The sequence below is a fragment of the Variovorax sp. PvP013 genome (assembly GCF_050435945.1).
Lineage (GTDB): Bacteria > Pseudomonadota > Gammaproteobacteria > Burkholderiales > Burkholderiaceae_C > Variovorax.
The window spans coordinates 985936-1006224 of the sequence record NZ_JBNDLF010000001.1; the positions used below are offsets into that span (position 1 = coordinate 985936).

At 72.4% G+C, this 20289-nt stretch carries 23 protein-coding genes; 10 read left to right on the forward strand and 13 right to left on the reverse strand.

Going from position 1 to position 20289, the window contains the following annotated elements:
* Positions 1 to 58: 58 nt before the first annotated feature.
* Both gshA and ABID77_RS04725 read right to left on the reverse strand, forming a co-directional pair.
* Positions 59 to 1627 carry a glutamate--cysteine ligase gene (gshA, locus tag ABID77_RS04720; RefSeq protein WP_429591590.1) on the reverse strand — a complete coding sequence of 523 codons (1569 nt, stop codon included), beginning with the start codon at positions 1625 to 1627 and terminating at the stop codon, positions 59 to 61.
* A gap of 114 nt (positions 1628 to 1741) precedes the next feature.
* Positions 1742 to 2413, reverse strand: a complete 672-nt coding sequence (locus tag ABID77_RS04725) for an alpha/beta hydrolase (RefSeq protein WP_429591593.1) — start codon at positions 2411 to 2413, stop codon at positions 1742 to 1744.
* Between the two features lie 116 nt (positions 2414 to 2529).
* Here ABID77_RS04725 and ABID77_RS04730 point away from each other — a divergent pair, with 116 nt between their 5' ends.
* The 3 genes from ABID77_RS04730 (at position 2530) to ABID77_RS04740 (ending at position 6681) form a co-directional block, all read left to right on the forward strand.
* On the forward strand, positions 2530 to 2994 hold the full coding sequence (locus ABID77_RS04730; RefSeq protein ID WP_429591596.1) for a hypothetical protein: 465 nt from the start codon (positions 2530 to 2532) through the stop codon (positions 2992 to 2994).
* Between the two features lie 354 nt (positions 2995 to 3348).
* Positions 3349 to 4974, forward strand: a complete 1626-nt coding sequence (locus tag ABID77_RS04735) for a collagen-like triple helix repeat-containing protein (RefSeq protein WP_429591599.1) — start codon at positions 3349 to 3351, stop codon at positions 4972 to 4974.
* A gap of 21 nt (positions 4975 to 4995) precedes the next feature.
* A complete protein-coding gene (locus tag ABID77_RS04740; RefSeq protein WP_429591602.1) occupies positions 4996 to 6681 on the forward strand; it encodes a ShlB/FhaC/HecB family hemolysin secretion/activation protein in 1686 nt (561 codons plus the stop codon).
* Positions 6682 to 6706: 25 nt separating this feature from the next.
* On the opposite strand, the gene ABID77_RS04745 is transcribed toward ABID77_RS04740, so the two are convergent.
* A complete protein-coding gene (locus tag ABID77_RS04745; RefSeq protein ID WP_429591605.1) occupies positions 6707 to 7180 on the reverse strand; it encodes a hypothetical protein in 474 nt (157 codons plus the stop codon).
* A gap of 78 nt (positions 7181 to 7258) precedes the next feature.
* On the opposite strand from ABID77_RS04745, the gene ABID77_RS04750 reads away from it, so the two are divergent.
* A complete protein-coding gene (locus ABID77_RS04750) occupies positions 7259 to 7477 on the forward strand; it encodes a hypothetical protein (RefSeq protein WP_429591607.1) in 219 nt (72 codons plus the stop codon).
* A 52-nt stretch (positions 7478 to 7529) separates the two neighbouring features.
* Here the strand turns inward: ABID77_RS04750 and ABID77_RS04755 are convergent, their stop codons facing one another.
* Positions 7530 to 8435: a DUF808 domain-containing protein gene (locus ABID77_RS04755; RefSeq protein WP_429591610.1), complete on the reverse strand. Its 906-nt coding sequence runs from the start codon at positions 8433 to 8435 to the stop codon at positions 7530 to 7532.
* Between the two features lie 111 nt (positions 8436 to 8546).
* On the reverse strand, positions 8547 to 9065 hold the full coding sequence (locus tag ABID77_RS04760) for an N-acetyltransferase family protein (protein WP_429591613.1): 519 nt from the start codon (positions 9063 to 9065) through the stop codon (positions 8547 to 8549).
* A 239-nt stretch (positions 9066 to 9304) separates the two neighbouring features.
* Here ABID77_RS04760 and ABID77_RS04765 point away from each other — a divergent pair, with 239 nt between their 5' ends.
* Genes ABID77_RS04765 through ABID77_RS04775 form a run of 3 tightly spaced genes read left to right on the forward strand, consistent with a single transcriptional unit; the run spans position 9305 to position 10030 of the window.
* Positions 9305 to 9454, forward strand: coding sequence for a hypothetical protein (locus ABID77_RS04765; RefSeq protein WP_429591616.1), 150 nt, complete (start codon positions 9305 to 9307; stop codon positions 9452 to 9454).
* Positions 9455 to 9476: 22 nt separating this feature from the next.
* The gene (locus ABID77_RS04770; RefSeq protein WP_429591619.1) at positions 9477 to 9764 is read left to right on the forward strand and encodes a VF530 family DNA-binding protein; all 288 of its coding nucleotides are present in this window, start codon (positions 9477 to 9479) and stop codon (positions 9762 to 9764) included.
* A complete protein-coding gene (locus ABID77_RS04775) occupies positions 9761 to 10030 on the forward strand; it encodes a 2Fe-2S iron-sulfur cluster-binding protein (RefSeq protein ID WP_429591621.1) in 270 nt (89 codons plus the stop codon). Before ABID77_RS04770 ends, ABID77_RS04775 begins: the two co-directional genes overlap by 4 nt.
* Positions 10031 to 10040: 10 nt before the next feature.
* On the opposite strand, the gene ABID77_RS04780 is transcribed toward ABID77_RS04775, so the two are convergent.
* Positions 10041 to 11300: an MFS transporter gene (locus tag ABID77_RS04780; RefSeq protein ID WP_429591625.1), complete on the reverse strand. Its 1260-nt coding sequence runs from the start codon at positions 11298 to 11300 to the stop codon at positions 10041 to 10043.
* Between the two features lie 17 nt (positions 11301 to 11317).
* On the opposite strand from ABID77_RS04780, the gene ABID77_RS04785 reads away from it, so the two are divergent.
* Positions 11318 to 11965, forward strand: a complete 648-nt coding sequence (locus tag ABID77_RS04785; RefSeq protein WP_429591627.1) for an RluA family pseudouridine synthase — start codon at positions 11318 to 11320, stop codon at positions 11963 to 11965.
* A 33-nt stretch (positions 11966 to 11998) separates the two neighbouring features.
* Here the strand turns inward: ABID77_RS04785 and ABID77_RS04790 are convergent, their stop codons facing one another.
* The 7 genes from ABID77_RS04790 to ABID77_RS04820 all read right to left on the reverse strand — a co-directional run bounded on the left by ABID77_RS04790 (position 11999) and on the right by ABID77_RS04820 (position 18195).
* Entirely contained in the window at positions 11999 to 12439 is a 441-nt protein-coding gene (locus tag ABID77_RS04790) for a universal stress protein (RefSeq protein ID WP_429591631.1), read from the reverse strand.
* A 36-nt stretch (positions 12440 to 12475) separates the two neighbouring features.
* Complete coding sequence (locus ABID77_RS04795; protein WP_429591634.1) at positions 12476 to 13243, reverse strand: 2OG-Fe dioxygenase family protein; 768 nt, start codon at positions 13241 to 13243, stop codon at positions 12476 to 12478.
* 28 nt (positions 13244 to 13271) lie between these two features.
* Positions 13272 to 13553: a DUF427 domain-containing protein gene (locus tag ABID77_RS04800; protein ID WP_429591637.1), complete on the reverse strand. Its 282-nt coding sequence runs from the start codon at positions 13551 to 13553 to the stop codon at positions 13272 to 13274.
* 64 nt (positions 13554 to 13617) lie between these two features.
* Complete coding sequence (gene egtD, locus ABID77_RS04805) at positions 13618 to 14637, reverse strand: L-histidine N(alpha)-methyltransferase (RefSeq protein WP_429591639.1); 1020 nt, start codon at positions 14635 to 14637, stop codon at positions 13618 to 13620.
* A complete protein-coding gene (egtB, locus tag ABID77_RS04810; protein WP_429591642.1) occupies positions 14638 to 15897 on the reverse strand; it encodes an ergothioneine biosynthesis protein EgtB in 1260 nt (419 codons plus the stop codon).
* Between the two features lie 114 nt (positions 15898 to 16011).
* Positions 16012 to 16455: a cyanase gene (gene cynS, locus ABID77_RS04815; protein ID WP_429591645.1), complete on the reverse strand. Its 444-nt coding sequence runs from the start codon at positions 16453 to 16455 to the stop codon at positions 16012 to 16014.
* 42 nt (positions 16456 to 16497) lie between these two features.
* Positions 16498 to 18195 carry a long-chain fatty acid--CoA ligase gene (locus ABID77_RS04820; protein WP_429591647.1) on the reverse strand — a complete coding sequence of 566 codons (1698 nt, stop codon included), beginning with the start codon at positions 18193 to 18195 and terminating at the stop codon, positions 16498 to 16500.
* Between ABID77_RS04820 and ABID77_RS04825 the strand changes: the two genes are divergently transcribed.
* Positions 18194 to 18955 (forward strand): DUF1439 domain-containing protein, encoded by a 762-nt coding sequence (locus ABID77_RS04825; protein ID WP_429591650.1) that lies wholly within the window; start codon positions 18194 to 18196, stop codon positions 18953 to 18955. The two genes, ABID77_RS04820 and ABID77_RS04825, sit on opposite strands and share 2 nt — an antisense overlap.
* 196 nt (positions 18956 to 19151) lie before the next feature.
* Positions 19152 to 20174, forward strand: coding sequence for a glycerophosphodiester phosphodiesterase (locus tag ABID77_RS04830; protein WP_429593284.1), 1023 nt, complete (start codon positions 19152 to 19154; stop codon positions 20172 to 20174).
* Positions 20175 to 20289: the final 115 nt, after the last annotated feature.

Here is a 20289-nt window from a genome sequence, read left to right on the forward strand (position 1 = left end):
AAGGCCGGTGGGCCGGCCCGCCCCATCGGGGTAGGCCGTGGCCTACCGCCGAAGGTCCTCACACCGCGGCGACGCTGCGCAGCGGCCGGCCGCTGCCCACGCCCCGGCCCAGACGGGAGGGCGAGACGTACTGCTGGCGGTAGATCTCGAACGGCATGGTGTCGCCGGCCTCGACCCGCTTCTGGGCCTCGACCGATTCCTGGCTCGCCTGCTCGAAGAGCGCCTGCGTCTCGCCCGGCAGCGGCGTCGCCAGCAGCGCCACGCGGGTGGCCTCGGAACGCTCGCGCACGAAGGCGGTGAAGGAGTCGCCGTGCCGCGCGGCCATGGCCTCGAGCACCCGCGCCGACGGCAGCAGGCTCGCGTCGTCCAACGCCGCGAGCGCCGACTCGAGCGCCTCGGCGTGCAGCCGGCCGCCGTGCGCCGCGTCCATGGCCGCGGCGATGGGCGCGCACTGCGCGACCAGTTCGCGCCCCCAGTCGACCAGCCGGATCTCCTGGCCGTCGCGCAGCAGCCGCAGGCCCGGTTCGCGGCCGCGCGCGGCCGTCAGGTTCTGGTTGTGCGCGAGTTCGGCGATCTCCCGGGGCGTGTCCTGCGGGCTGTCGTCGAGCAGGCAGTGCAGCAGGAAGACGTCGAGGAAGCGGATCGTCGGCGCCGCGATGCCCACGGTCTCGAACGGGTCGAGGTCCATCAGCCGCACCTCGACGTACTCCACGCCGCGCTCGCGCAGGGCATGCAGCGGACGCTCGCCCGGGTGGATCACGCGCTTGGGCCGGATCGTGCCGTAGAACTCGTTCTCGATCTGCAGCAGGCTGGTGGCGAGCTGGTTGTACTCGCCGCCGGGGTTCTGCACGCCGATCGACTCGTAAGCCGGCCAGGGCCGCGTGAGCGCGTCCTGCAGCGAAGCGGCATAGCCTTCCAGGCCGTTGTAGCTCACCTCGAGCGACGCCTGCGCCTCGCTCTGGTAGCCCAGGCGCCCCATGCGCAGCGAGGTGCCGTGGGGCATGTGCATGGTGCCCTCGCCGATGGGCTGCAGCTCGTGCGGCCGGCCCTCGACGAAGCTCTTGCACAGCGCCGGCGAGGCGCCGAAGAGGTAGAGCAGCAGGAAGGCGTGGCGACGGAAGTTGCGGATCAGCGCGAAGTACTGTTCGCTCGACACGCCCGGCAGCGACCAGTTGTAGTGGATGCCCGAGATGGTCTGCATGCGCCGCCCGTAGCGGTGGCCCAGGCCCATGCGGTAGACGCTCTTGGCGCGCCCGACGTTGGAATTGCCGTAGCGCCCGATCGGGATGGTCTCGTCGGCCGGCAGCCCGCAGGGCATGCTCGACACCCACAGGCGCTCGTCGCCGGCGGCATCCATCACGGCGTAGGTGAAGCGATGCACGTCGGTCAGCTCGTCGAGCGCGGCCTCGACGCTGCCGTGGACGCCGGTGATGAGCTCGACCTGCGACTCGCTGAAGTCGGTCGTGATGTGCGGATGGGTCAGGGCCGAGCCCAGCGCGGCTGGATGCGGCGTGAGCGCCAGCAGGCCGTCGGGCTGCGCGCGCAGGCTCTCCTTCTCGATGCCGCGGCGCATGCCTGTGAGCCGGTCGGGCGCAAGCGCCGCCAGCCTCTCCTGTAGTTTGCTCATTGTGTGGATCGCCCGTCGAACGTGATGGGGCTGGAAGGTAGCATTTATGCGTACGGGCCGCTGCCGGAGGTCATCCCTACCTGAAGCAGCCCTCGGCGACGGCGGTGCGCGGTGTCAGGGACGGGCCAGGACGCGCTGCAGGAAGGCCTCCAGGTCGGCGATCTCCTCCATCGACACCGAATGCTCCATCGGGTATTCGTGCCATTCGACCGCGTGGCCCAGTTTCACCAGTAGCTCGCGCGTCGCCGCCGCGCGCGCGGGCGCGACCACGCCGTCGCGCGAGCCGTGGGCCAGGAAGATCGGCGTGTCGCGGTTGGCGTCGCCGCGCTCGGCCTCGGTGGTCGACGCCAGCGGCAGGTAGCCCGACAGGCCGACGATCGCCGCGAGCCGCGCGCCGTGGCGCAGCCCGGTCAGCAGGGCCATCGCGCAGCCCTGCGAGAAGCCGGCGACGACGATGCGCTCGGCCGGGATGCCGCGCGCGACCTCGCCGGCGATGAGCGCCTCGATGGCCGCGCGCGAGGCGTGCAGGCCGGCGGCGTCCTCGGGCTGTCCGGGACCGGCGATGTCGTACCAGGCCGGCATCGGGTAGCCGCCGTTGATCGTGACCTTCATGACCGGCGCGTTCGGGAACACGAAGCGCACCGGGCCGACCGGCGACAGGTCCAGCTCGCGCGCGATCGGCACGAAATCGTTGCCGTCGGCGCCCAGGCCGTGGATGACGATGATGGAAGCGACCGGGTCGGGCGCGGTCAGGAGTTCGATGGGAGGCAGGGTGGCGGTGGACATGGCGGACCTCGAAGGGGAAAAAGTACGACCCGAACCTTAGCCTACCGCCTCGATGCGAGGACCCACCGGGGACTAGGGTGGTCGCAGACAACCACCCGAACCATCCGGAAACAGCCATGACCATCCCGAGCAAACCCCACGCCGCCGCATCGACCCCCACTCCCCTCGACGGTCCACAGATCTCTTCCCTGCCAGCCCCCTCCGACCTGCCGGGCGCCGGACCGGATGTCCCCGCCGCACCCATCGCCGCGCCGGAGCGCCCGCGCGATGCGTTGGAAGCCCCCTTCGTCAAGGCCAAGTTCGACGGCCTGGTGCTGGTCTGCGGCCAGTGCGAGAAGCGCGGCAGCGGCCCGTCCAAGCTCACCGCGAAGGACGCCCGCAAGTCGCTCAAGCGCGCGCTCGGCGCCCAGCGCACGCGGATGCGCATCGTGGAGTCGTCGTGCCTGGGCCTGTGCCCGAAGAAGTCGATCGCCGTCGCCGGCGCGGCCCAGGGCGCGCCGTCGGTGCTCGCCGAAGTGCGCAACGAACGCGACCTGAAGGCCGTGGCCGCGCGCCTGGCCGACCCTCGCCGAGGCATCTGACACGGGCCCGTGGCACCCCGTCGGACGACGGGCTCGACGGACCGTTTCCCTGGCCGAAACTGTCGAATCCTTCAGTATTCACCACGCCACGGCAGTCTGTGGCGTGTGACTTTTCTCACACCCAAAACAGCCCGAATCGAGCGTCCCGAGGGAATCCAATCTTTAACAAATGTGACTTGAGCCGTAAAAACAGGACAGCGGTTTTCGACATCGGCATGTGCCGCACCGATCCGCACCGGGGCCGACGGCCGGGACGACAGTTCCATCCGTCGGCAGTTTCAAGGTCACGTTCAGGAGATGGACATGAAGGTTTTCTCTCAACCCCGATTCAGGTCCCTGGCTTGCGCAGCAGCCGTGGCCACCGCCTTGGCCGCGCTGGCCGGCTGCTCCTCGAGCGGCCAGCTGGGCGCGACGGCCGGCGGCACGAGCAGTGCCACGCCGGGCGGCCTGGGCAACGGCAACAAGGACGGCGTCGCCGACAACTTCGGCGGCATGGGCGGCACCGCCAGCGACAAGGACACCGAAGGCACCAACGTCGCCGGTGGCACTGCCGGCGGCACGGTCGGCGGTGCGGGCGGCACGGTCGGTGGCTCGATCGGTGGCTCGATCGACATTCCGGGCGGCGTCCCGGGTGGCGTTCCGGGCGGCGTCCCGGGCACCACCGTGCCAGGCGACGGCACGGGCGTCGACCCCGTCGTGGCGTCGGCCACCGGCCAGGTGCTCGACAAGGCCGGCCAGGTCGTCGGCGGCGTCGGCCAGGTCCTCGGCGGCGCGGGCACGGGCACGCAGAACGCGCTCGGCGGCGTGCTGGCCAACGCCGGCACGACGGTCGGCAGCGCCGGCAGCGCCATCAGCAGCGGCCTCGGACAGCTCGGCACCGGCCAGGACACGATCGGCAAGACGCTCGCCGGCCTGCCGGCCGTGGTCGACGGCGCGGGCGCGACGGTGTCGAGCACCGGCGTGCTCGTCGCCTCGATCGCCGACGGCACGCCCCTGGGCGGCGTCACCGACGCGGCTGGCAACGTGCTGGGCCGGGTCGGCGGCGGCGTCGGCCTCCTCGCCGACAAGCTCGACACCGTGGCCAGCTCGGACGTGGTGCGCCAGGTCACGGGCGGCGTCAGCCAGGTCGTCGCGCGCATCGACAGCCTGCCGACGCTGACCCAGCAGATCGGCGACGGCACGGGCGTCGGCCAGCCGGTGAACGCGCTGCTCGACGGCGTGGGCACCCGGCTCCAGCAACTGCCCGCGGGCGGGCTGGCGACCGTCACGCAGCCCCTGGGCGCGACGGTCGCCAGCGTCGGCGGCCTCGTCACGGCGACGGGCGCGAACGGCACGGGCGGCGGCGTCGCCGGCGGCCTGCCGGGCACGGTGGCCGGCATCGCCAATGGCGTGACGGGCGCGGTGGGCGGCCTCGCCGGCGGCGCCGTGGCCGGACTGCCGACGGCGATCGGCAACGTCGCGGGCATCGGCGGCGGCGGCGCGAGCCCGGTGACCGGCGTCGGCGTGGGCGTGGGCGCGCTGGTGGGATCGGCGGGCGTGGGTGCCGGCGTCGGCCTGACCTCGGGCGTCGTCGGCGGCGCGCTGTCGACGGTCGGCGGTGTCGCCGGCGGCGTCCTTTCGGGCGGCGCGGGCGCAGGCGGGGCGGTGGCCGGCCTGACGGCGCCGGTGACGCAGATCACCTCGGGCCTCGTCTCCGGCGTCGCCTCCGGTGTCGGCGCGGCCGTGCCGGCGGTGGTGTCGGTGGTGCCGACCGTGGTGTCGCCGGTGGTGGCGACCGTGACGGCGGTGCCGGTCGCGGCGACGGTCTCCAACGTCGTCGGCGGCGTCGACGCGGCGGTCGGCCAGACGGTGGGCGCCGTCGGCAGCACGGTCGGCGGCCTGACCGGCGGTACGGCCACGGGCGGCAATGCCGCCGGCAGCGGCGTGCTGGTCGGCGTCGGCGCGGTGCTGGGCCTGGGCGGCCGCACGGTCGCGAAGTAAGTGAGCGACGTCGCCATGCCGATGACCCTCCTTCGTGTCGGCGTGGCGCTCGCGCTGGCCGGCGGTGCCGCCGCGCTGCAGGCGCAGAACGCGCGGCCGGGCAATCCGCTCGACCAGCTGCCGGCACCGGCCCCCGTGCCGACGCCGCGCGACCCGGCGCCCCGGGTCGAGCTGCGCGCGCCGGCCGGGCCGGCCGGCAGCCGGCTCGAGCAGCCCTTCACCGCCACGCGCTTCGACATCGAGGGCGTGCGCGCCCTGCCCTTCGAGCGCGTCGCCGCGCTCTTCGCGCCGCTGGCCGGCCAACCGACGACGCCGGCGCAGCTGGTGCAGCGCGCCACCGAGGCCAGCGCGCTCTACCGGGACGCCGGCCATCCGCTGTCCTTCGTCTTCGTGCCCGACCAGACCTTCGCCGGCGGCGTGGTGCGCGTGGTGGCGGTCGAGGGCTACCTCTCCGGCCTGCGCATCGAGGGCGATGCCGGCCCGGCCGAGGCCAAGCTGCGCCAGATCGCCGCGCCGCTGCTGGCCGAGCGGCCCCTGAAGCAGGCCACCTTCGATCGCGTGACCCAGCTGCTCGCGCGCATGCCGGGCCTGACGGTGGCGGCCACGGCGTCGATGCCCGGCACCACCGACGGCGCGACCGAACTGGTGCTCAAGGTCAAGCGCCAGCCCTACGACGTCTCGCTCGGCGCCGACCTGCGCCAGCCACGCTCGCGCGCCGTGCTCAACGGCGTGTGGAACGACCCCTTCGTCGCCGGCGGCCAGCTCAGCGCCTCGACGCTGGTGGGCGACTTCTCGCGCGAGAAGCTCGTCACGCTCGGCTACACGCAGCTGGTCGGCGCCGACGGGCTGGCCTGGCGCACCAGCCTGACGCGCTACAGCGGCTATCCGGACTCCCGGCTCGGCCCGGGCGCCGCGCTCGAGCGGCACAACACGAACCAGCGCGCCGAACTCTCGGCGAGTTATCCGCTGCGCCTGGACACGCGCGGCAGCCTGACGGTCAACGGCGGCTTCTACGCCGTCGACAACACCGACGACTACCGGGTGCCGGCCAACGGCGTCACGCTGCGGGAGGACACCCGCGTGCGCGCCCTGTTCGCGCAGCTGGCGTACGTCGACGCGACGCCGGCGCGCAGCCGCAGCGCCAGCGCCCTGGTCGCGCACGGCATCGACGGCCTGGGCGCCCGGGCGGCGGTGAGCAGCAACATCGCCGCCCTCAACGGCGACGGCCTGGCGCAGACCGACTTCACGCGCGTGACCTTCGACGCCAGCCAGCGCGACCGCTTCTCCGGCGGCTGGGGCACGGGCGTGGCCTTCGGCGGGCAGTACAGCGGGCAATCGCTCGCCGCCTCGGAGCGCATCGCCTTCGGCGGCCCGCGCTTCGCCCGCGGCTACGCGTCGGGTGACGGCACGGGCGACACCGGCTGGGGCGTGGGCGTGGAGCTCAACCGGCAGTTCGGCCTCGACATGAAATGGCTGCGGCAGGTCGAGCCCTACGTGCTGCTGGAGGCGGCCCGCGTCTCGACGCGCCTCGGAGAGCCCCTGCCGCGCGACCTGCGCTCGGTGGCGCTCGGCCTGCGCGTGTCCGACGCGCGCCACTACAGCATCGACGTGGCCCTGGCCAAGCCGACCGGCGACGCGTCGCTGACCAACCCGCTGCGCAAGACGCGGGTGAGCCTGCAGCTGAGTTATCGCCTGTCGGCGCTCTGAGCGCCCGGGGATGCGACGTCCGGATTCAGCGCGCGGCGGCCTGCCGGCACTGCGCGACGTTGCGCGTGAACTGGGTCGCCAGGCCGGGTTCGCACACCGGGCTGCCGGGCACGAGGCGGCACAGGCCGACCACCACGAGGTCGGACACGGCGGCCGTGCAGGCCGCGTAGGGCGCCAGGTCCGGGTTGGTGTGCGCCTTGAAGTCCCAGTCCTCGGAGAAGGCGACCATGCGCTCGGTGGCGCCTTCGAAGAAGTCGCGGTCGCCGGCGCGGACGGCGGCTTCCATCCTCGGCATCTCGTCGTCGAGGAAGCGCATGGCGGCGGACGGAAACAGCGCCGGGTCCTGCGGCGGCAGCTGGGCGTGCGCCGGCTGCAGGGCCAGCGTGGCGAGCGCGGTCGCGAGGCCGGCGGCGATCCGCAGACGCCGCCAGACGCGAAGGCCGTACCGGTGCGGGAGACCGCGCGGTGATGCCGACGTCTTGCCCATGATGGATGTCATCGCACGTTCCTCCTGTCGCCTTCCGCGACCCCGTCGCGATTGCGTCGCCACGCCGGGGCCGCACCTAAACTCCACGCCATGGCATCGAAACCCTCCCGACCGCCGCGCATGCTCGAGCGCGGCATCCTGTGCGTGATCATCGGCATCGCCGTCCTCCTCGGCCCGCGCTTCCTGCAATCCCCGACGTGGCGCGACATGGTCGGCGGCGCGTACCTGGTCGGCTGGTTCGCGCTGGTGCTGGGCCTCGCGCTCGTCGCGGGCGAACTGCTGCAGCGGTTGAAGAAGCGCCAGCGCTGACCGGGGCCGCGGCGCGGAGGGCAGGACGACGGCACGGTCGGATCGGCCCTTCTCAATGCTTGCCGAAGAGGCGCTTGGCCCCTTCCACCACCGCCAGCACCACGGCACCGGCCGCGATGCCCACGAGGGCGTTGGCGAGCATCGACCCCACTCCGCCGACCAGACCGCCCGCGCCGGCCGCCCAGGCCTCGACCGCGTGTCCCACCGCCGGCACGCCGTGCACCAGGATGCCGCCGCCGACCAGGAACATGGCGGCCGTGCCCACCACCGACAGCGCCTTCATGAGCCACGGCGCCGCGGTCAGGATGCCGCGGCCCAGGGCGCGCGCGCCGGCGCCGGGGCGCTGGCTGAGATAGAGGCCGGCGTCGTCGAGCTTCACGATGCCCGCGACCAGCCCGTAGACGCCGACGGTCATCGCCAGCGCGATGCCCACCAGCACCGTCACCTGGGTGCCGAAGGCCTGCCCGGCCACGGTGCCGAGCGTGATGACGATGATCTCGGCCGACAGGATGAAGTCGGTGCGGATGGCGCCCTTGACCTTGTCCTTCTCCAGCGCGACGACGTCGACCTTCTCGTCGGCCACGGCGCGCGCCAGGCGCGCCTCGTCGTCCGCGCGCGCCTTGGGGTGCAGGAACCTGTGGGCCAGCTTCTCGACGCCCTCGAAGCACAGGAAGGCGCCGCCGATCATCAGCAGCGGCGTGATCGCCCAGTTGGCGAAGCTGCCGATGAGGAGGGCCGCCGGCACCAGGATCGCCTTGTTGACGAAGGAGCCCTTGCACACCGCCCACACCACTGGCAGTTCGCGGTCGGCCTTGACGCCCGAGACCTGCTGCGCGTTGAGCGCGAGGTCGTCGCCCAGCACGCCGGCGGTCTTCTTGGCCGCGAGCTTGGTGAGCACGGCGACGTCGTCGAGGACGGCCGCGATGTCGTCGATCAGGAGGAAGAGGCTGGAAGCCATGGAGGGGGAGCACCGGAAGGAAAAGAGCGGCGCAGCTTAGCGCGGCCCGGCAGCCTCCCGGCGAAGACCCGCGACCGTCCTACGGCCGCGCGCGATGCAGGGCCGGCCGACTCAGACGACGCCGCGCTTGAGCCGGATCTCCTCGATCTTGACGCTGCCCAGCGCGGTGGTCTTGGCGGTCTTCATCTCGCGCTTGAAGCCGGCGAGCTCGAAGAAGCGCATGGCGCGGTCGTTGCGCAGCGGCACCCACAGCGTGACGGTGGTGCAGCCCTCGTCCTCCAGGCCCTCGCGCGCGGCGTCCCAGAGCGCCACGCCCACGCCCTTGCCCCAGTGCTCGGGCTTGATGTGGAGCGCCCAGATCTCGCCGGTGGTCGAGGGCGTCTTGGGATCGCGCGAGCGGTCGAAGCCGACGAAGCCGACGACCTCGGCGCCCGCGACGGCGACCTGCACCTGCGGCTCGCTGAACTCGATCGCCTCGCGCCACTTGGATTCGCGCGTGGCGGGGGCCAGGGCGCGCAGTTCGTCGTCGGGGAGGATGCCGGCATAGGCAGCCGCCGCGGCGGCGGCGTGGACTTCGGCGATGGCCCTGGCATCGCGCATCGTGGCGGGGCGAACTTCGTAATCGGACATGGCGGACAGACAGAAAAAAAGAGGAAGGACGGTGAGACGGGACACGGACGCGGGGTCCGTGGGCCGGCGAGATCGCGAACGGCCGGCGAGGCCGGCCCGGGGCACGTTGCACCCGTTCGCTGCGCACGGCGCATTCCGCGACGGCGCCCGGGGAATGGACGCCGTCGCGGACCGGCCATTGTCGCCGCGCCGCTAAACTGCCCTTCCCGTTTTTCCCCATCGCACTCCCGGAGACCTCCATGGCCAAAAGTCAGCAACGCAGCAACAAGGAAGCCAAGAAACCGAAGAAGGACACCTCGCCGCCCAAGCTGCCCTCCTCCAACGGCGAACCCGTCGTGCGCACGATGACCACCGCCGTCATCCCGCGCGGCAAGCTCAAGGACAAGTGAGCGGACCGCGGACCGACATCCGGTGAGCGCCGACACCCCGCCACGCCCGGACGCCGCCACCGCGGCGGCCCCGGCATCCCAGCCGCGCAATCCGCTGCACGGCCTGACGCTGGAGGCCATCGTCACGGCGCTGCAGGCGCACTACGGCTGGCAGGGCCTGGGCGAGCGCATCCCGCTGCGCTGCTTCACCAGCGACCCCAGCGTCGCGTCGAGCCTGAAACTGCTGCGCAAGACCCCCTGGGCGCGCGAGAAGGTCGAGGGCCTGTACCTGTTCATGCTGCGCGAGCAGCGCCGGGGCGGCGGCCGATGAGGGTGCGCCTGTCGCCGCTCGACCGGGAATTCACCGTCCAGCCGGCGCAGACCGTGCTGCGCGCCGCCGAGGCCGCCGGCATCGAACTGCCCAGCTCGTGCCGCAACGGCACCTGCCGCACCTGCATCTGCCTGCTGACGGCCGGCCGGGTGCGCCACACCATCGAATGGCCCGGCCTCAGCGCCGAGGAGAAGGTCGAGGGCTGGTTCCTGCCCTGCGTGGCGGAACCCCTCGGCGACATCGAGATCACGTCGCCGCTGCTGTGAGGTCCTCGGCCTAGGACACCAGGCGGTCGCGCCGGGCCAGCGACGGGAACAGCTTGAACCACGCCAGCGCCACGCCCACCGTCCCCAAGCCGCCCAGCACCACCGAGCCCACCGGTCCCAGCAGCGCCGCCGTGGCGCCGGACTCGAACTCGCCCAACTGGTTGCTCGCCCCGATGAAGATCGAGTTGACCGCGCTGACGCGGCCGCGCATGGCGTCGGGCGTCTCCAGCTGCACCAATGTCTGGCGGATGACGACGTTGACCATGTCGGCCGCGCCCGAGACCGCCAGCGCCACCAGCGAGATCATGAAGCTGCGCGAGAGGCCGAACACCACCATGCACACGCCGAAGGCCGCCACCGCGATCAGCAGGGTGCGCCCGACCCGGCGCTCGATCGGCCGGCGCGTCAGCCAGACCGACGCCACCAGCGCTCCCACGGCCGGCGCGCTGCGCAGCAGGCCCATGCCCCAGGCGCCGGTGTGCAGGATGTCGCGCGCGTAGATCGGCAGCAGCGCCACCGCGCCGCCCAGCAGCACGGCGAAGAGGTCCAGCGAGATCGCGCCCAGCACGGGCTTGCGGCGCCAGATGAAGTCGACGCCGGCGAAGACCGTCGCCAGCGTCACCGGCTCGCGCACGCGCGCCGGCTGCACGTAGCGCAATCCCGCCACCAGCACCCCGCCGACCGCGAACAGCGCCACGCTCGCGCCGTAGACCACGCCGGTGCCGGCGGCGAACAGCAGCCCGCCGAGCGCCGGGCCGCCGATGATCGCGCCCTGCATGCCCGCCGAGCTGAAGGCCATCGCGCGCGGCAGCATCACCGGCGGCACCAGCATCGGCGTGAGCGCCTGCTGGGCCGGCATCTGGAAGGCGCGCACCGCCCCCAGCACCACCGACAACCCCAGCAGCAGGGCGCGCGAATCGTGGCCCTCCACGTGCGCCAGCAGCAGCGCCAGCGCGACCAGCCCCTGCACCGCGAAGCACACCGCCACGATGCGTCCGCGATGGTGGCGGTCGACGATGTGGCCGGCGTAGAGCGCCAGCACCAGCGCCGGCACGAACTGGTAGAGCCCGACCAGCCCCAGGTCCCAGGCGCTGGCCGTGAGGTCGTACATGTGCCAGCCGATCGCCACCAGCAGCATCTGGCTGGCCGCGGTGCCGAACAGCCGCGCCATCCACATGCGCATGAAGGGACGCTCGCGGGTCAGGTCGGTGAAGGTGGGAGGCAATGGGACCGTGGAGGCGGAACCGGAAGCGGGAGCGGCGTCGGACATCCGATCGAGAATAGCCCATGACCGCTCCGTTCGCCCACCACGAGGACGCCCACCTGCTGGTGCTGGAGAAGCCCGCCGGCCTGCTGTGCGTGCCCGGGCGCGGCGTCGACAAGCAGGACTGCCTGAGCGCGCGCGCCCTCGCCCGCTGGCCCGAGGCGCGGATCGTGCACCGGCTCGACATGGCCACCAGCGGCCTGGTGCTGATGGCGCGCGACGCGGCCACGCAGCGCGCACTGGGCGACGCCTTCGCCGACCGGGAGGTCGACAAGCACTACGAGGCCATCGTCGACGGCGTGCCGGTCGCGACCGCGCCGGACGCGGCGGGCTGGTCGACGATCGACGCGCCGATCGCGCCCGATTGGCCGCGTCGCCCGCTGCGCGTGATCGACGCCGCCGGCAAGCCCAGCCTCACGCGCTGGCGCGTCCTGGAAGCATGGCCCGAGCGCCGTGCGAGCCGGCTGCTGCTGAAGCCGCTCACCGGCCGCACGCACCAGCTGCGGGTCCACCTGGCGTCGATCGGCCACCCGATCCTGGGCGACGCGCTCTACGGCGACGCCGCCGTGCGCGGTCGCTCGCCGCGCCTGCTGCTGCATGCGAGCGTGCTGGCGTTGCGGCATCCGGCCACGGGCGAGTCGCTGCGTTTCGAGAGCCCGGTGCCCTTCTGATCCGCCGGCGCGGGGTCCGTCGCCGGCATGGCCTCAATGGCCCTTGACCACCAGCACCGGCATCGGCGCGTCCTGCAGCACGCGCTGCGTGACGCTGCCCAGCAGCAGCTTCTCGATCCCGGTGCGGCCGTGCGAGCCCATCACGATGAGGTCGGCGCCCAGGCCGACGGCGGTGTCGACGATGCCTTCGTGCACGACGTGGCCGTCGACCACGCGCTGGTCGCTGTGCAGGCCTTCGGCCGCTAGCGCCTGCACGCCGTGGGCGAGCGCCGTGCGGGCGCCGGCCGTGGCGGCGGCGAGGTACTCGTTCTGGCCCAGCGCGTAGTCCGCGCCGACGCCGATGAACGGGTAGTTGTCGATGACGTGGATCAGCGTGATGCGGCTGCCGAAAGCCAATGCCAGGCCGGAGGCCTTGCTGACCGCCAGCATGGAGGTCTCGGAGCCATCGATGGGAACCAGGATGTGATTGAACATGGACGGACCTCCGGAACTAGAGCCAAAAGCCGCAATTTACCCTGCCTGCGTGGCGCCCTGGAACCCGTCCCGGCGGCAGGTGACGACCAGCGTGTCGCGGTGGCCCCCGGCGTGGTGGTTGCCGTCGCGGTCGGCCAATGGCTGGATCGGCGTCGATTCGTGGATGACGCGGGCGTCGTCGAGCAGCAGCAGGCTCCAGGGGGCGGTCAGCGTGAAGCGCTCGCCGCGCGGGCCGTCGGCCTCGAAGACGCGCGTCTCGCCGCCGCGGATGCCCTCGCGCGCCACCAGCATCACGGCGACCAGGTCGACGCCGTCGCGGTGCGCGCCCTCGGGCGTCGGGCGACCGATGCCGCCGGCGGTGTCGATGCGGAACTGGTGCGCCTCGACGAACCAGCGCCGCACGCCGTAGAGCTCGCTGGCGACGTCGGCGAGGCGGGTCATCAGGCGCCGCCAGGCCGGCAGCGCCACGCTCTCGGCCTTCATGGGCGCGAACCAGCGGTGCATGCCGCCGTGCAGGGCGTTGTATTCGACCGGCTGCCAGTGCGCCCGCTGCGCGACCGGCGCGACGACGTCGCCTTCGACCGTGAAGCAGGCGTGGCGGCGTTGCCGGTAGCGGCCGCCGTCCTTCAGGTAGGCGTCGGGCGGCAGGTCATCCCAGTCGGCGCGCAGCGGGTCGAGCGCATCGAGCGGCAGGCCCAGCCACTCGGCGACGCCTTGCGGGTCGAGCACCGCGTAGCCCTGGGTCCGGAGCAGCCCGGCGACCTCGGCGGGCGCGACGGCAGGTGGCGCGAAGGCGGCGGTCATGGCCGTGCCGGGCGGACGCCCCGTGGACTCACGCCTCGACCTTCACGCCCTTCCAGAAGGCGACGCGGTTCCTGATCTCGTCGGCTTCGGGCTTGGGGTCGGCGTAGTACCAGGCCGCGTCGGCGTTGAGTTCGCCGTTCACCAGCAGCGAGTAGTAGTTCGCCGCGCCCTTCCAGGGGCAGGTGGTGCGGTGGTTGCTGAAGGTGACGTGCTCGCGGTTGAGCGAGTCGATCGGGAAGTAGTGGTTGCCTTCGAGCACGACGATGTCGTCGCTCTCGGCGATGGTGGCGCCGTTCCAGGTTGCTTTCATGGGGATCTCCAGGGCGCCGCGGAGCGCGGCGCGGGTGCGTGCATCGGGTGCGTGTTGACTGCTTCTATTGTGCCGCGACGGGCGCCTGCAGCCAGTGGACGCTGAACAGCCGGTCCGCGTCGGTCCAGACCGCGCGCGGCGTGAAGCCGGCCTTGACCGCCAGGGCGCGCAGGTCGTCGACGGTGAACTTGTGCGAGTTCTCGGTGTGCAGGGTTTCGCCCTCGGCGAACTCGAAGCGCTCGCCGTCGAGCGTCACGGTCTGCCGGCGGCGGCTGACCAGGTGCATCTCGATGCGCCGGTGCGGCGCGTTGTAGAACGCGGCGTGCGTGAAGCCCTCGACGTCGAAGTCGGTGCCCAGCTCGGCGTTGGCGCGGTGCAGCAGGTTGAGGTTGAAGGCGGCCGTCACGCCCCGGGCGTCGTTGTAGGCCGCGTGCAGCACGGCCGGGTCCTTGACCAGGTCGACGCCCAGCAGCAGACCGCCGCCGCGCAGCAGCCGCGCGGCCAGCTGCAGGAACGACAGCGCCTCGTCGGGCGTGAAGTTGCCCAGCGTGGAACCCGGGAAGAAGCCGACGCGCCGGCCGGTGCCCTCGCCCGGCGCGGGCAGCACCAGGGGCATCGTGTAGTCGGCCGCCACGGGCTGCACCACGAGGCCGGGGTAGTCGGCCCGCAGGCGCGCCACGGCGCCTTCGAGGTGGTCGCCGGAGATGTCGATGGGCACGTAGCGACGCGGCGCGTCCAGCGCGTCGAGCAGCAGGCGCACCTTGGTCAGCGAACCGGCGCCGAACTCGATGATCTCGGCGTGCGGCCCGATGTGCGCGGCGATCTCCGGGGCCGAGTCGGCCAGGATGCGCAATTCGGTGCGCGTCGGGTAGTACTCGGGCAGGTCGCAGATGCCGTCGAACAGCGCCGAGCCCCGGGCGTCGTAGAAGAACTTGGGCGAGATGCCGCGCACCGGGCGCGACAGGCCGGCGCGCAGGTCGCGCGCGAACTCGGACGACGTCGGCGTGGTGGCTTCGGCGGACGCCGGCGCGGCGAGCGTCTGGGCCGCGGCGGTGGCTGCGGCGTGATGAGGAGTTCCTCGCATTCAGAGATCCTTGGCGAGCCGCAGCCCCGTGAACTGCCAGCGTGCCGCGGGCGGAAAGAAATTGCGATAGCTCGGCCGCGTGTGGCCCTCCGGCGTGGCGACGCTGCCGCCGCGCAGCACCAGCTGGCCGATCATGAACTTGCCGTTGTATTCGGCCGCGATGCCCGGCGCCGGACGGAAGCCGGGGTACGGGTCGTAGGAGGAGCGCGTCCACTGCCAGACGTGGCCGGTGGCCTGCCGGAACGCCGGATCGGCGCTGGCCGCCTCCCACTCGAACTCGGTCGGCAGGCGGGCACCGGCCCACTCGGCATAGGCGGCCGCCTCGTACAGGCTCAGCTGCGAGACCGGCTCGTGCGGGTCGAGCGGGCGCACGCCGTGCAGGCCGAAGACGTGCCAGTCGGCCGGACCGCCCTGCGCGTGGCCGGCCAGTCGCGGGTCGCCGGCCTCGATCCAGTAGACCGGCGCCTGCCAGCCCTGCGCGCGCACCATGGCCCAGCCGTCGGACAGCCACAGGGCGGGATTGCGGTAGCCGCCGTCGGCGACGAAGCGGGCGTAGTCGCCGCAGGTCACCAGCCGGTCGGCGATGGCGTGCGGCTGCAGCAAGGCGGTATGGCGCGGCGTCTCGTTGTCGAAGGCGAAGCCGTCGCCGGCATGGCCGATCGGCACCTGGCCGCCGGCGTGCGCCAGCCAGCGCGTCGACGGCGCCGCCGAGGCGAGCCGCAGCACGGGCGCCGAAGCCGGCTGGTAGGCCGGCAGCAGCGGGTTGCAGGAGAAGGCGTGCAGGATGTCGGTGACCAGCAGCTCCTGGTGCTGCTGCTCGTGCTGCAGACCGAGCGAGACGATCGGCTCGATGGCGTTCCACAGCGCGGCGTCGTGCTGCGCCTGGTCGAACAATCGCTCGACGGCCTCGTCGACATGCGCCCGGTACGCCAGCACCTCGTCGCGCGAGGGGCGCGTCAGCAGGCCGCGCTGCGGCCGCGGATGACGCGGGCCGAGGGCCTCGTAATACGAGTTGAAGAGGAAGTTGAAGCGCTCGTCGAAGGCGCGATGGTCGCGCAGGTGGGGCTGCAGCAGCACCGTCTCGAAGAACCAGGTGGTGTGCGCGAGGTGCCACTTGGTGGGACTCGCATCGGGCATCGACTGGATGCACTGGTCTTCGGGCGAGAGCGGCGCGGCGCGGGCCAGGCTTTCGGCGCGCACGTCGCGGAAGGCATCGCGCAGCGCGCTGGCGGTCGGCGCCTGAGGCCGGGGGTACGTCATAAGTTCTCCGGGTCTCCGTGGGTCCGCCCGAGTGTCATCGACGGCACCCCGCCGGCTCCGTAGGACAAGCCCGCAGCCCTGCCGCGCGCAGGGCTTCCCGGTGGCGGACGCCGCTCAGTAGGTCTTGTACGGCAGGAACTTGCCCGACAGCACGACCTGCACGCGGTCGCCCTTGGGGTCGGCCTGGCGCTGGATGTCCATCGAGAAGTCGATCGCGCTCATGATGCCGTCGCCGAACTCCTCGTGGATCAGCGCCTTGATGGTGGTGCCGTAGACGTTGACCATCTCGTACCAGCGGTAGATCAGCGGATCGGTCGGCACGGCGGTGGGCAGCGAGCCCTTGTACGGCACGGCCTGCAGCCACTTCCGGTCGTCGGCGTCGAGGTCGAACAGCTCGGCGACGACGTCGGCCTGCTCGGCCGTGAAGGTCATCTGGCCCAGGCACGCGGCCGTGGTCCATTCCTTGGATAGGCCGACCTTCTCGGCGACGGTGGCCCAGCTGATGCCTTTGAGGACCTTGGCGGTGATGATCTTCTCGGTGACGTCGTTGCGGCTCATGGGGAAAAAGGCTCCTGTGATTGAAGCCCCGGGGCAAGCAAGTTACGTACCCTTGGCCGTCTCGCTCTCCTGCAGCAGACGCCACATCACCTTGCCGGCACCGCTCTTGGGCAGCGCGTCGACGAACTGCACCTCGCGCGGGATCTTGTAGACCGCCATGTGCTCGCGGCACCAGTCGATGACCTGCTGCTCGGTGGTGTCGCGGTGCGTCGGCCGCAGCACGACGACCGCCTTGACCGACTCGCCGCGGTAGGCGTCCTTCATCGAGATCACGCAGGCCTCCTGGATCGCCGGGTTCCTGAACATGAGCAGTTCGACCTCGGCCGGCCAGATCTTGAAACCGCTGGCGTTGATCATCCGCTTCAAGCGATCGGTCATGAAGAAGTAGCCGTCCTCGTCGACCCGGGCCATGTCGCCGGTGCGGAAGAAGCGCTGGCCGTCGATCTCGACGAAGGCGGCCGCCGTGGCGTCGGGCCGCTTCCAGTAGCCCTGGAACACCTGCGGGCCGCGCGTGACGACCTCGCCGGACTCGCCCACGGGCATCTCGGCGAGCGTGTCCGGATCGACCACGCGCGAGTCGACGCCCACGAACGGGATGCCCAGGCACTGCTGCTTGGGATGCTCGAACGGGTTGGCGTGCGAGGGCGCGGCGGTCTCGGTCAGGCCGTAGCCCTCCTGGTAGCGCAGGCCGTAGCGCTCGAACAGCCGCTGGGCCACGGCCTGCGGCATGGCCGCGCCGCCGCCGCCGATGTAGGTCAGGCTGCCCAGGTCGAAGCTGTCCAGATTGGGGCTCGACATGAGGTCGATCACCATCGTGGGGATGTTGGTCCAGTTGGTGATGCGGCGCACCGAGATCAGCCGGCCGGCCACCTCGCGGTCCCAGCGCGGCATGACGACCAGCGTGCCGCCGGCGTAGATGGCGGTGTGCATCATGCTGACGATGCCGGTGATGTGGAACATGGGCACCACCGCCAGCACCACGACCTCGGCCGACACGGCGCCCCACAGCTGGCTGGCGACGGCGTTGACCATCAGGCTCGAATGCGGGTGGACGCAGCCCTTGGGCAGGCCGGTGGTGCCGCTGGTGTAGGGCAGCAGCGCCATGTCGGCCGCGCCCACGACGTGCGCGGGCGGCGCGTGGCCGGCGGCCAGCGCGTCGCGCCAGTGCAGGCACTCGCCGCCGTCGAGCGCGGGCAGCGGGTAGTCCTTCGTGAGCCAGTCGCGCCAGGCCGGCGCCGGGGCCTCCTCGCCGACGACGTCGCGGTCGAAGGCGTCGGTGAACTGCGTGACGATCAGGTGCGCGAGGCGCTGCGCCGGCGGCAGCTCGTTGCTGGCCTTGGCCAATTCGCCCGCCAGGTCGCCGGTGGTGATCGCGACCTTGGCGTCGGGGTCGACGATGTAGTGCTTGAGCTCCTCGGCGCGGTTCATCGGGTTGACCGGCACGACCACCGCGTTGGCGCGCAGGATCGCGAAATGCGCGATCACCAGCTGCGGGCAGTTCTGCATGTCGAGCACCACGCGGTCGCCGCGCCGCACGCCCAGCGCGTGCAGCGTGCCGGCCAGGCGCTCGGCCTGGTCGGCGAAGTCGCGGTAGCTGACGGCGCGGCCGAAGAACACCAGCGCGTCCTTGTCGGGATAGCGCGCGGCCGAGGTGGCGAGGTTGTGCCAGAGCGAGGTCGCCGGCACGGTGATCGCGTGCGGCACGCGCCGGGGCCAGAACTTGAGGTGCGGACGGTCCATGAAGTCTCCAGAGAACCGGGAAGACTACGACGCCCGGCCGGCGTCGGGCACCGGGCAAGCCCCGACCACCGTCGCGCAGGCGACGCGCCTTGCGGGCGTGCGCGACGCCGGGCGCGGCGGCCGGAACTCGCCGCGCCGTGGCAAGCTCCGACCCGCCATGCATCCACGCACCCACTCCGCTTCCATCCCCTCCTCCCTCGCCGCTTCCCGTCGCCGCTTCCTGGTCCGGCTCGCCGCCGGCGGTGTGGCCCTGCCCGCGCTGCCGGCCCTCGCGGGCTTCAATTTCTTCCTGAGCGAGTACACGGCCACGCGCGCCGAGATGCAGGCGCAGATCGCCAGGCGCTTTCCGGTGCGCCAGCGCTACGCCGAGCTGTTCACCGTCGACCTGCGCGACCCGCAGCTGGGTCTGGACGCACCCAGCAACCGCGCCGCCATCACCGCGCGCATGACCATCGGCAGCCCGCTGATGCAGCCTTCGAGCATCGACGGCGTGGTGACCCTCAGCAGCGCCCTGCGCTACGACGCCGCCGCGCGCGCCGTGCGGCTCGACCAGCCCAAGGCCGACCGCATCGAGCTCCAGGGCATCAGCGGCGCCGACGCCCAGCGCCTGCAGCGCATCGGCGGCCTGGTCGCGCAGGAACTGCTGCGCGACTACCCGCTGCTGACCTTCAAGCCCGAGGACCTGACGGTCGGGCGCAAGACCTACGAGATCGGCGCGATCACGGTCCAGGAAGACGACATCAAGGTAGAACTCAAATGACCCCCAGGCTTGACCACTTCGTGTGGCAGCGCCCACCCCCTTCCAGGGGGCGACACCGGCGGCCTGGCGAGGCCAGTTCCGCGGTGTCCTCGACTCACTCCCAGGCTCGCTCGCTGTGAGTAGCGGCACCCACCCCCTCCAAGGCACGACACCAGCGGCCCGGCGAAGCCGTTGCCGCGGCGTCCTCGGCCTGGCGATGGCGGCGCTGCTCGCCCTGGGCGCGAGCGGCGCGCCGGCGCTGGAGCTGCAGGCGCATCGCGGCGGGCGCGGGCTGTGGCCGGAGAACACGCTGGCGGCCTTCGACGGCGCGTTGCGGCTGGGTGTCGACACGTTGGAACTCGACGTCGCGCTGACGGCCGACGGCGTGGTGGTGGTGTCGCACGACACCGCGCTCAACGCCGCGCACACGCGCGATGCCGAGGGCGCTTGGCTGGCCGGGGACGGCCCGTCGATCCGCTCGATGACGCTGGCGCAGCTGCAGCGCCACGACGTCGGTCGCATCCGGCCGGGCACCGCGTACGCGCGCCAGTTCCCCGACCAGGCGGCGCGGGACGGCGAGCGCGTGCCGACGCTCGCGGCCGTGTTCGCCCTCGTGGCCGCGCGCGGCGCCGACCGCGTGCGCTTCAACATCGAGACCAAGATCGACCCCACGCGGCCCGACGCCACCGCGCCGCCCGAGGCCATGGTGCGCGCCCTGCTCGCCGAGATCGAACGCGCCGGCATGGCGCGGCGCGTGACGCTGCAGAGCTTCGACTGGCGCACGCTGTCACTGGCCGGCGCCCTGATGCCGATGCTGCCGCGCGCCTACCTCACCAGCACGCGCGGCAACCTGCGCGACCGCCGCTGGACCGCCGGGCTCGACGCGGCCGACTTCGCGTCCACGCCCGCGCTGGTGCAGGCGGCGGCCGGACCCGGCTCGGGCGCCGGCATCGATCCGGGTGGGGATTCGAACACCGGCTCGGGCTCGAATGGGAAGCGGTCCGCCAGCGCTGGCGCCGTGACGTGGTCGCCCGCCGCCGGCGACGTCACGGCCGCCGACGTGCGCGAGGCGCACGCGCTGGGCCTGGGCGTGGTGCCCTGGACCGTGAACGACCCCGCGCAGATGGCCCGCCTGATCGACCTGGGCGTCGACGGCCTGATCACGGACCGGCCCGACGTGCTGCGCGACGTGATGCGCGAGCGCGGGCTGCCACTGCCGATCGCGCCCGCCGGACGCTGAAAGGCGGTCCCGCGTTACTCCCTCTCCCCGCCGGGGAGAGGGCTGGGGTGAGGGGCACGGGCCGTCATCACCGCCACATCCGAACCACCGCCGCGGCCCTCACCCCAGCCCTCTC

Coding starts and splice junctions, on each gene's coding strand:
- gshA (WP_429591590.1), bottom strand. CDS start 1,627: ATGAGCAAACTACAGGAGAGGCTGGCGGCGCTTGCGCCCGACCGGCTC.
- ABID77_RS04725 (WP_429591593.1), bottom strand. CDS start 2,413: ATGTCCACCGCCACCCTGCCTCCCATCGAACTCCTGACCGCGCCCGAC.
- ABID77_RS04730 (WP_429591596.1), top strand. CDS start 2,530: ATGACCATCCCGAGCAAACCCCACGCCGCCGCATCGACCCCCACTCCC.
- ABID77_RS04740 (WP_429591602.1), top strand. CDS start 4,996: ATGACCCTCCTTCGTGTCGGCGTGGCGCTCGCGCTGGCCGGCGGTGCC.
- ABID77_RS04745 (WP_429591605.1), bottom strand. CDS start 7,180: ATGACATCCATCATGGGCAAGACGTCGGCATCACCGCGCGGTCTCCCG.
- ABID77_RS04750 (WP_429591607.1), top strand. CDS start 7,259: ATGGCATCGAAACCCTCCCGACCGCCGCGCATGCTCGAGCGCGGCATC.
- ABID77_RS04755 (WP_429591610.1), bottom strand. CDS start 8,435: ATGGCTTCCAGCCTCTTCCTCCTGATCGACGACATCGCGGCCGTCCTC.
- ABID77_RS04760 (WP_429591613.1), bottom strand. CDS start 9,065: ATGTCCGATTACGAAGTTCGCCCCGCCACGATGCGCGATGCCAGGGCC.
- ABID77_RS04765 (WP_429591616.1), top strand. CDS start 9,305: ATGGCCAAAAGTCAGCAACGCAGCAACAAGGAAGCCAAGAAACCGAAG.
- ABID77_RS04775 (WP_429591621.1), top strand. CDS start 9,761: ATGAGGGTGCGCCTGTCGCCGCTCGACCGGGAATTCACCGTCCAGCCG.
- ABID77_RS04780 (WP_429591625.1), bottom strand. CDS start 11,300: ATGTCCGACGCCGCTCCCGCTTCCGGTTCCGCCTCCACGGTCCCATTG.
- ABID77_RS04785 (WP_429591627.1), top strand. CDS start 11,318: ATGACCGCTCCGTTCGCCCACCACGAGGACGCCCACCTGCTGGTGCTG.
- ABID77_RS04790 (WP_429591631.1), bottom strand. CDS start 12,439: ATGTTCAATCACATCCTGGTTCCCATCGATGGCTCCGAGACCTCCATG.
- ABID77_RS04795 (WP_429591634.1), bottom strand. CDS start 13,243: ATGACCGCCGCCTTCGCGCCACCTGCCGTCGCGCCCGCCGAGGTCGCC.
- ABID77_RS04800 (WP_429591637.1), bottom strand. CDS start 13,553: ATGAAAGCAACCTGGAACGGCGCCACCATCGCCGAGAGCGACGACATC.
- egtD (WP_429591639.1), bottom strand. CDS start 14,637: ATGCGAGGAACTCCTCATCACGCCGCAGCCACCGCCGCGGCCCAGACG.
- egtB (WP_429591642.1), bottom strand. CDS start 15,897: ATGACGTACCCCCGGCCTCAGGCGCCGACCGCCAGCGCGCTGCGCGAT.
- cynS (WP_429591645.1), bottom strand. CDS start 16,455: ATGAGCCGCAACGACGTCACCGAGAAGATCATCACCGCCAAGGTCCTC.
- ABID77_RS04825 (WP_429591650.1), top strand. CDS start 18,194: ATGAAGTCTCCAGAGAACCGGGAAGACTACGACGCCCGGCCGGCGTCG.
- ABID77_RS04820 (WP_429591647.1), bottom strand. CDS start 18,195: ATGGACCGTCCGCACCTCAAGTTCTGGCCCCGGCGCGTGCCGCACGCG.
- ABID77_RS04830 (WP_429593284.1), top strand. CDS start 19,152: ATGGCGGCGCTGCTCGCCCTGGGCGCGAGCGGCGCGCCGGCGCTGGAG.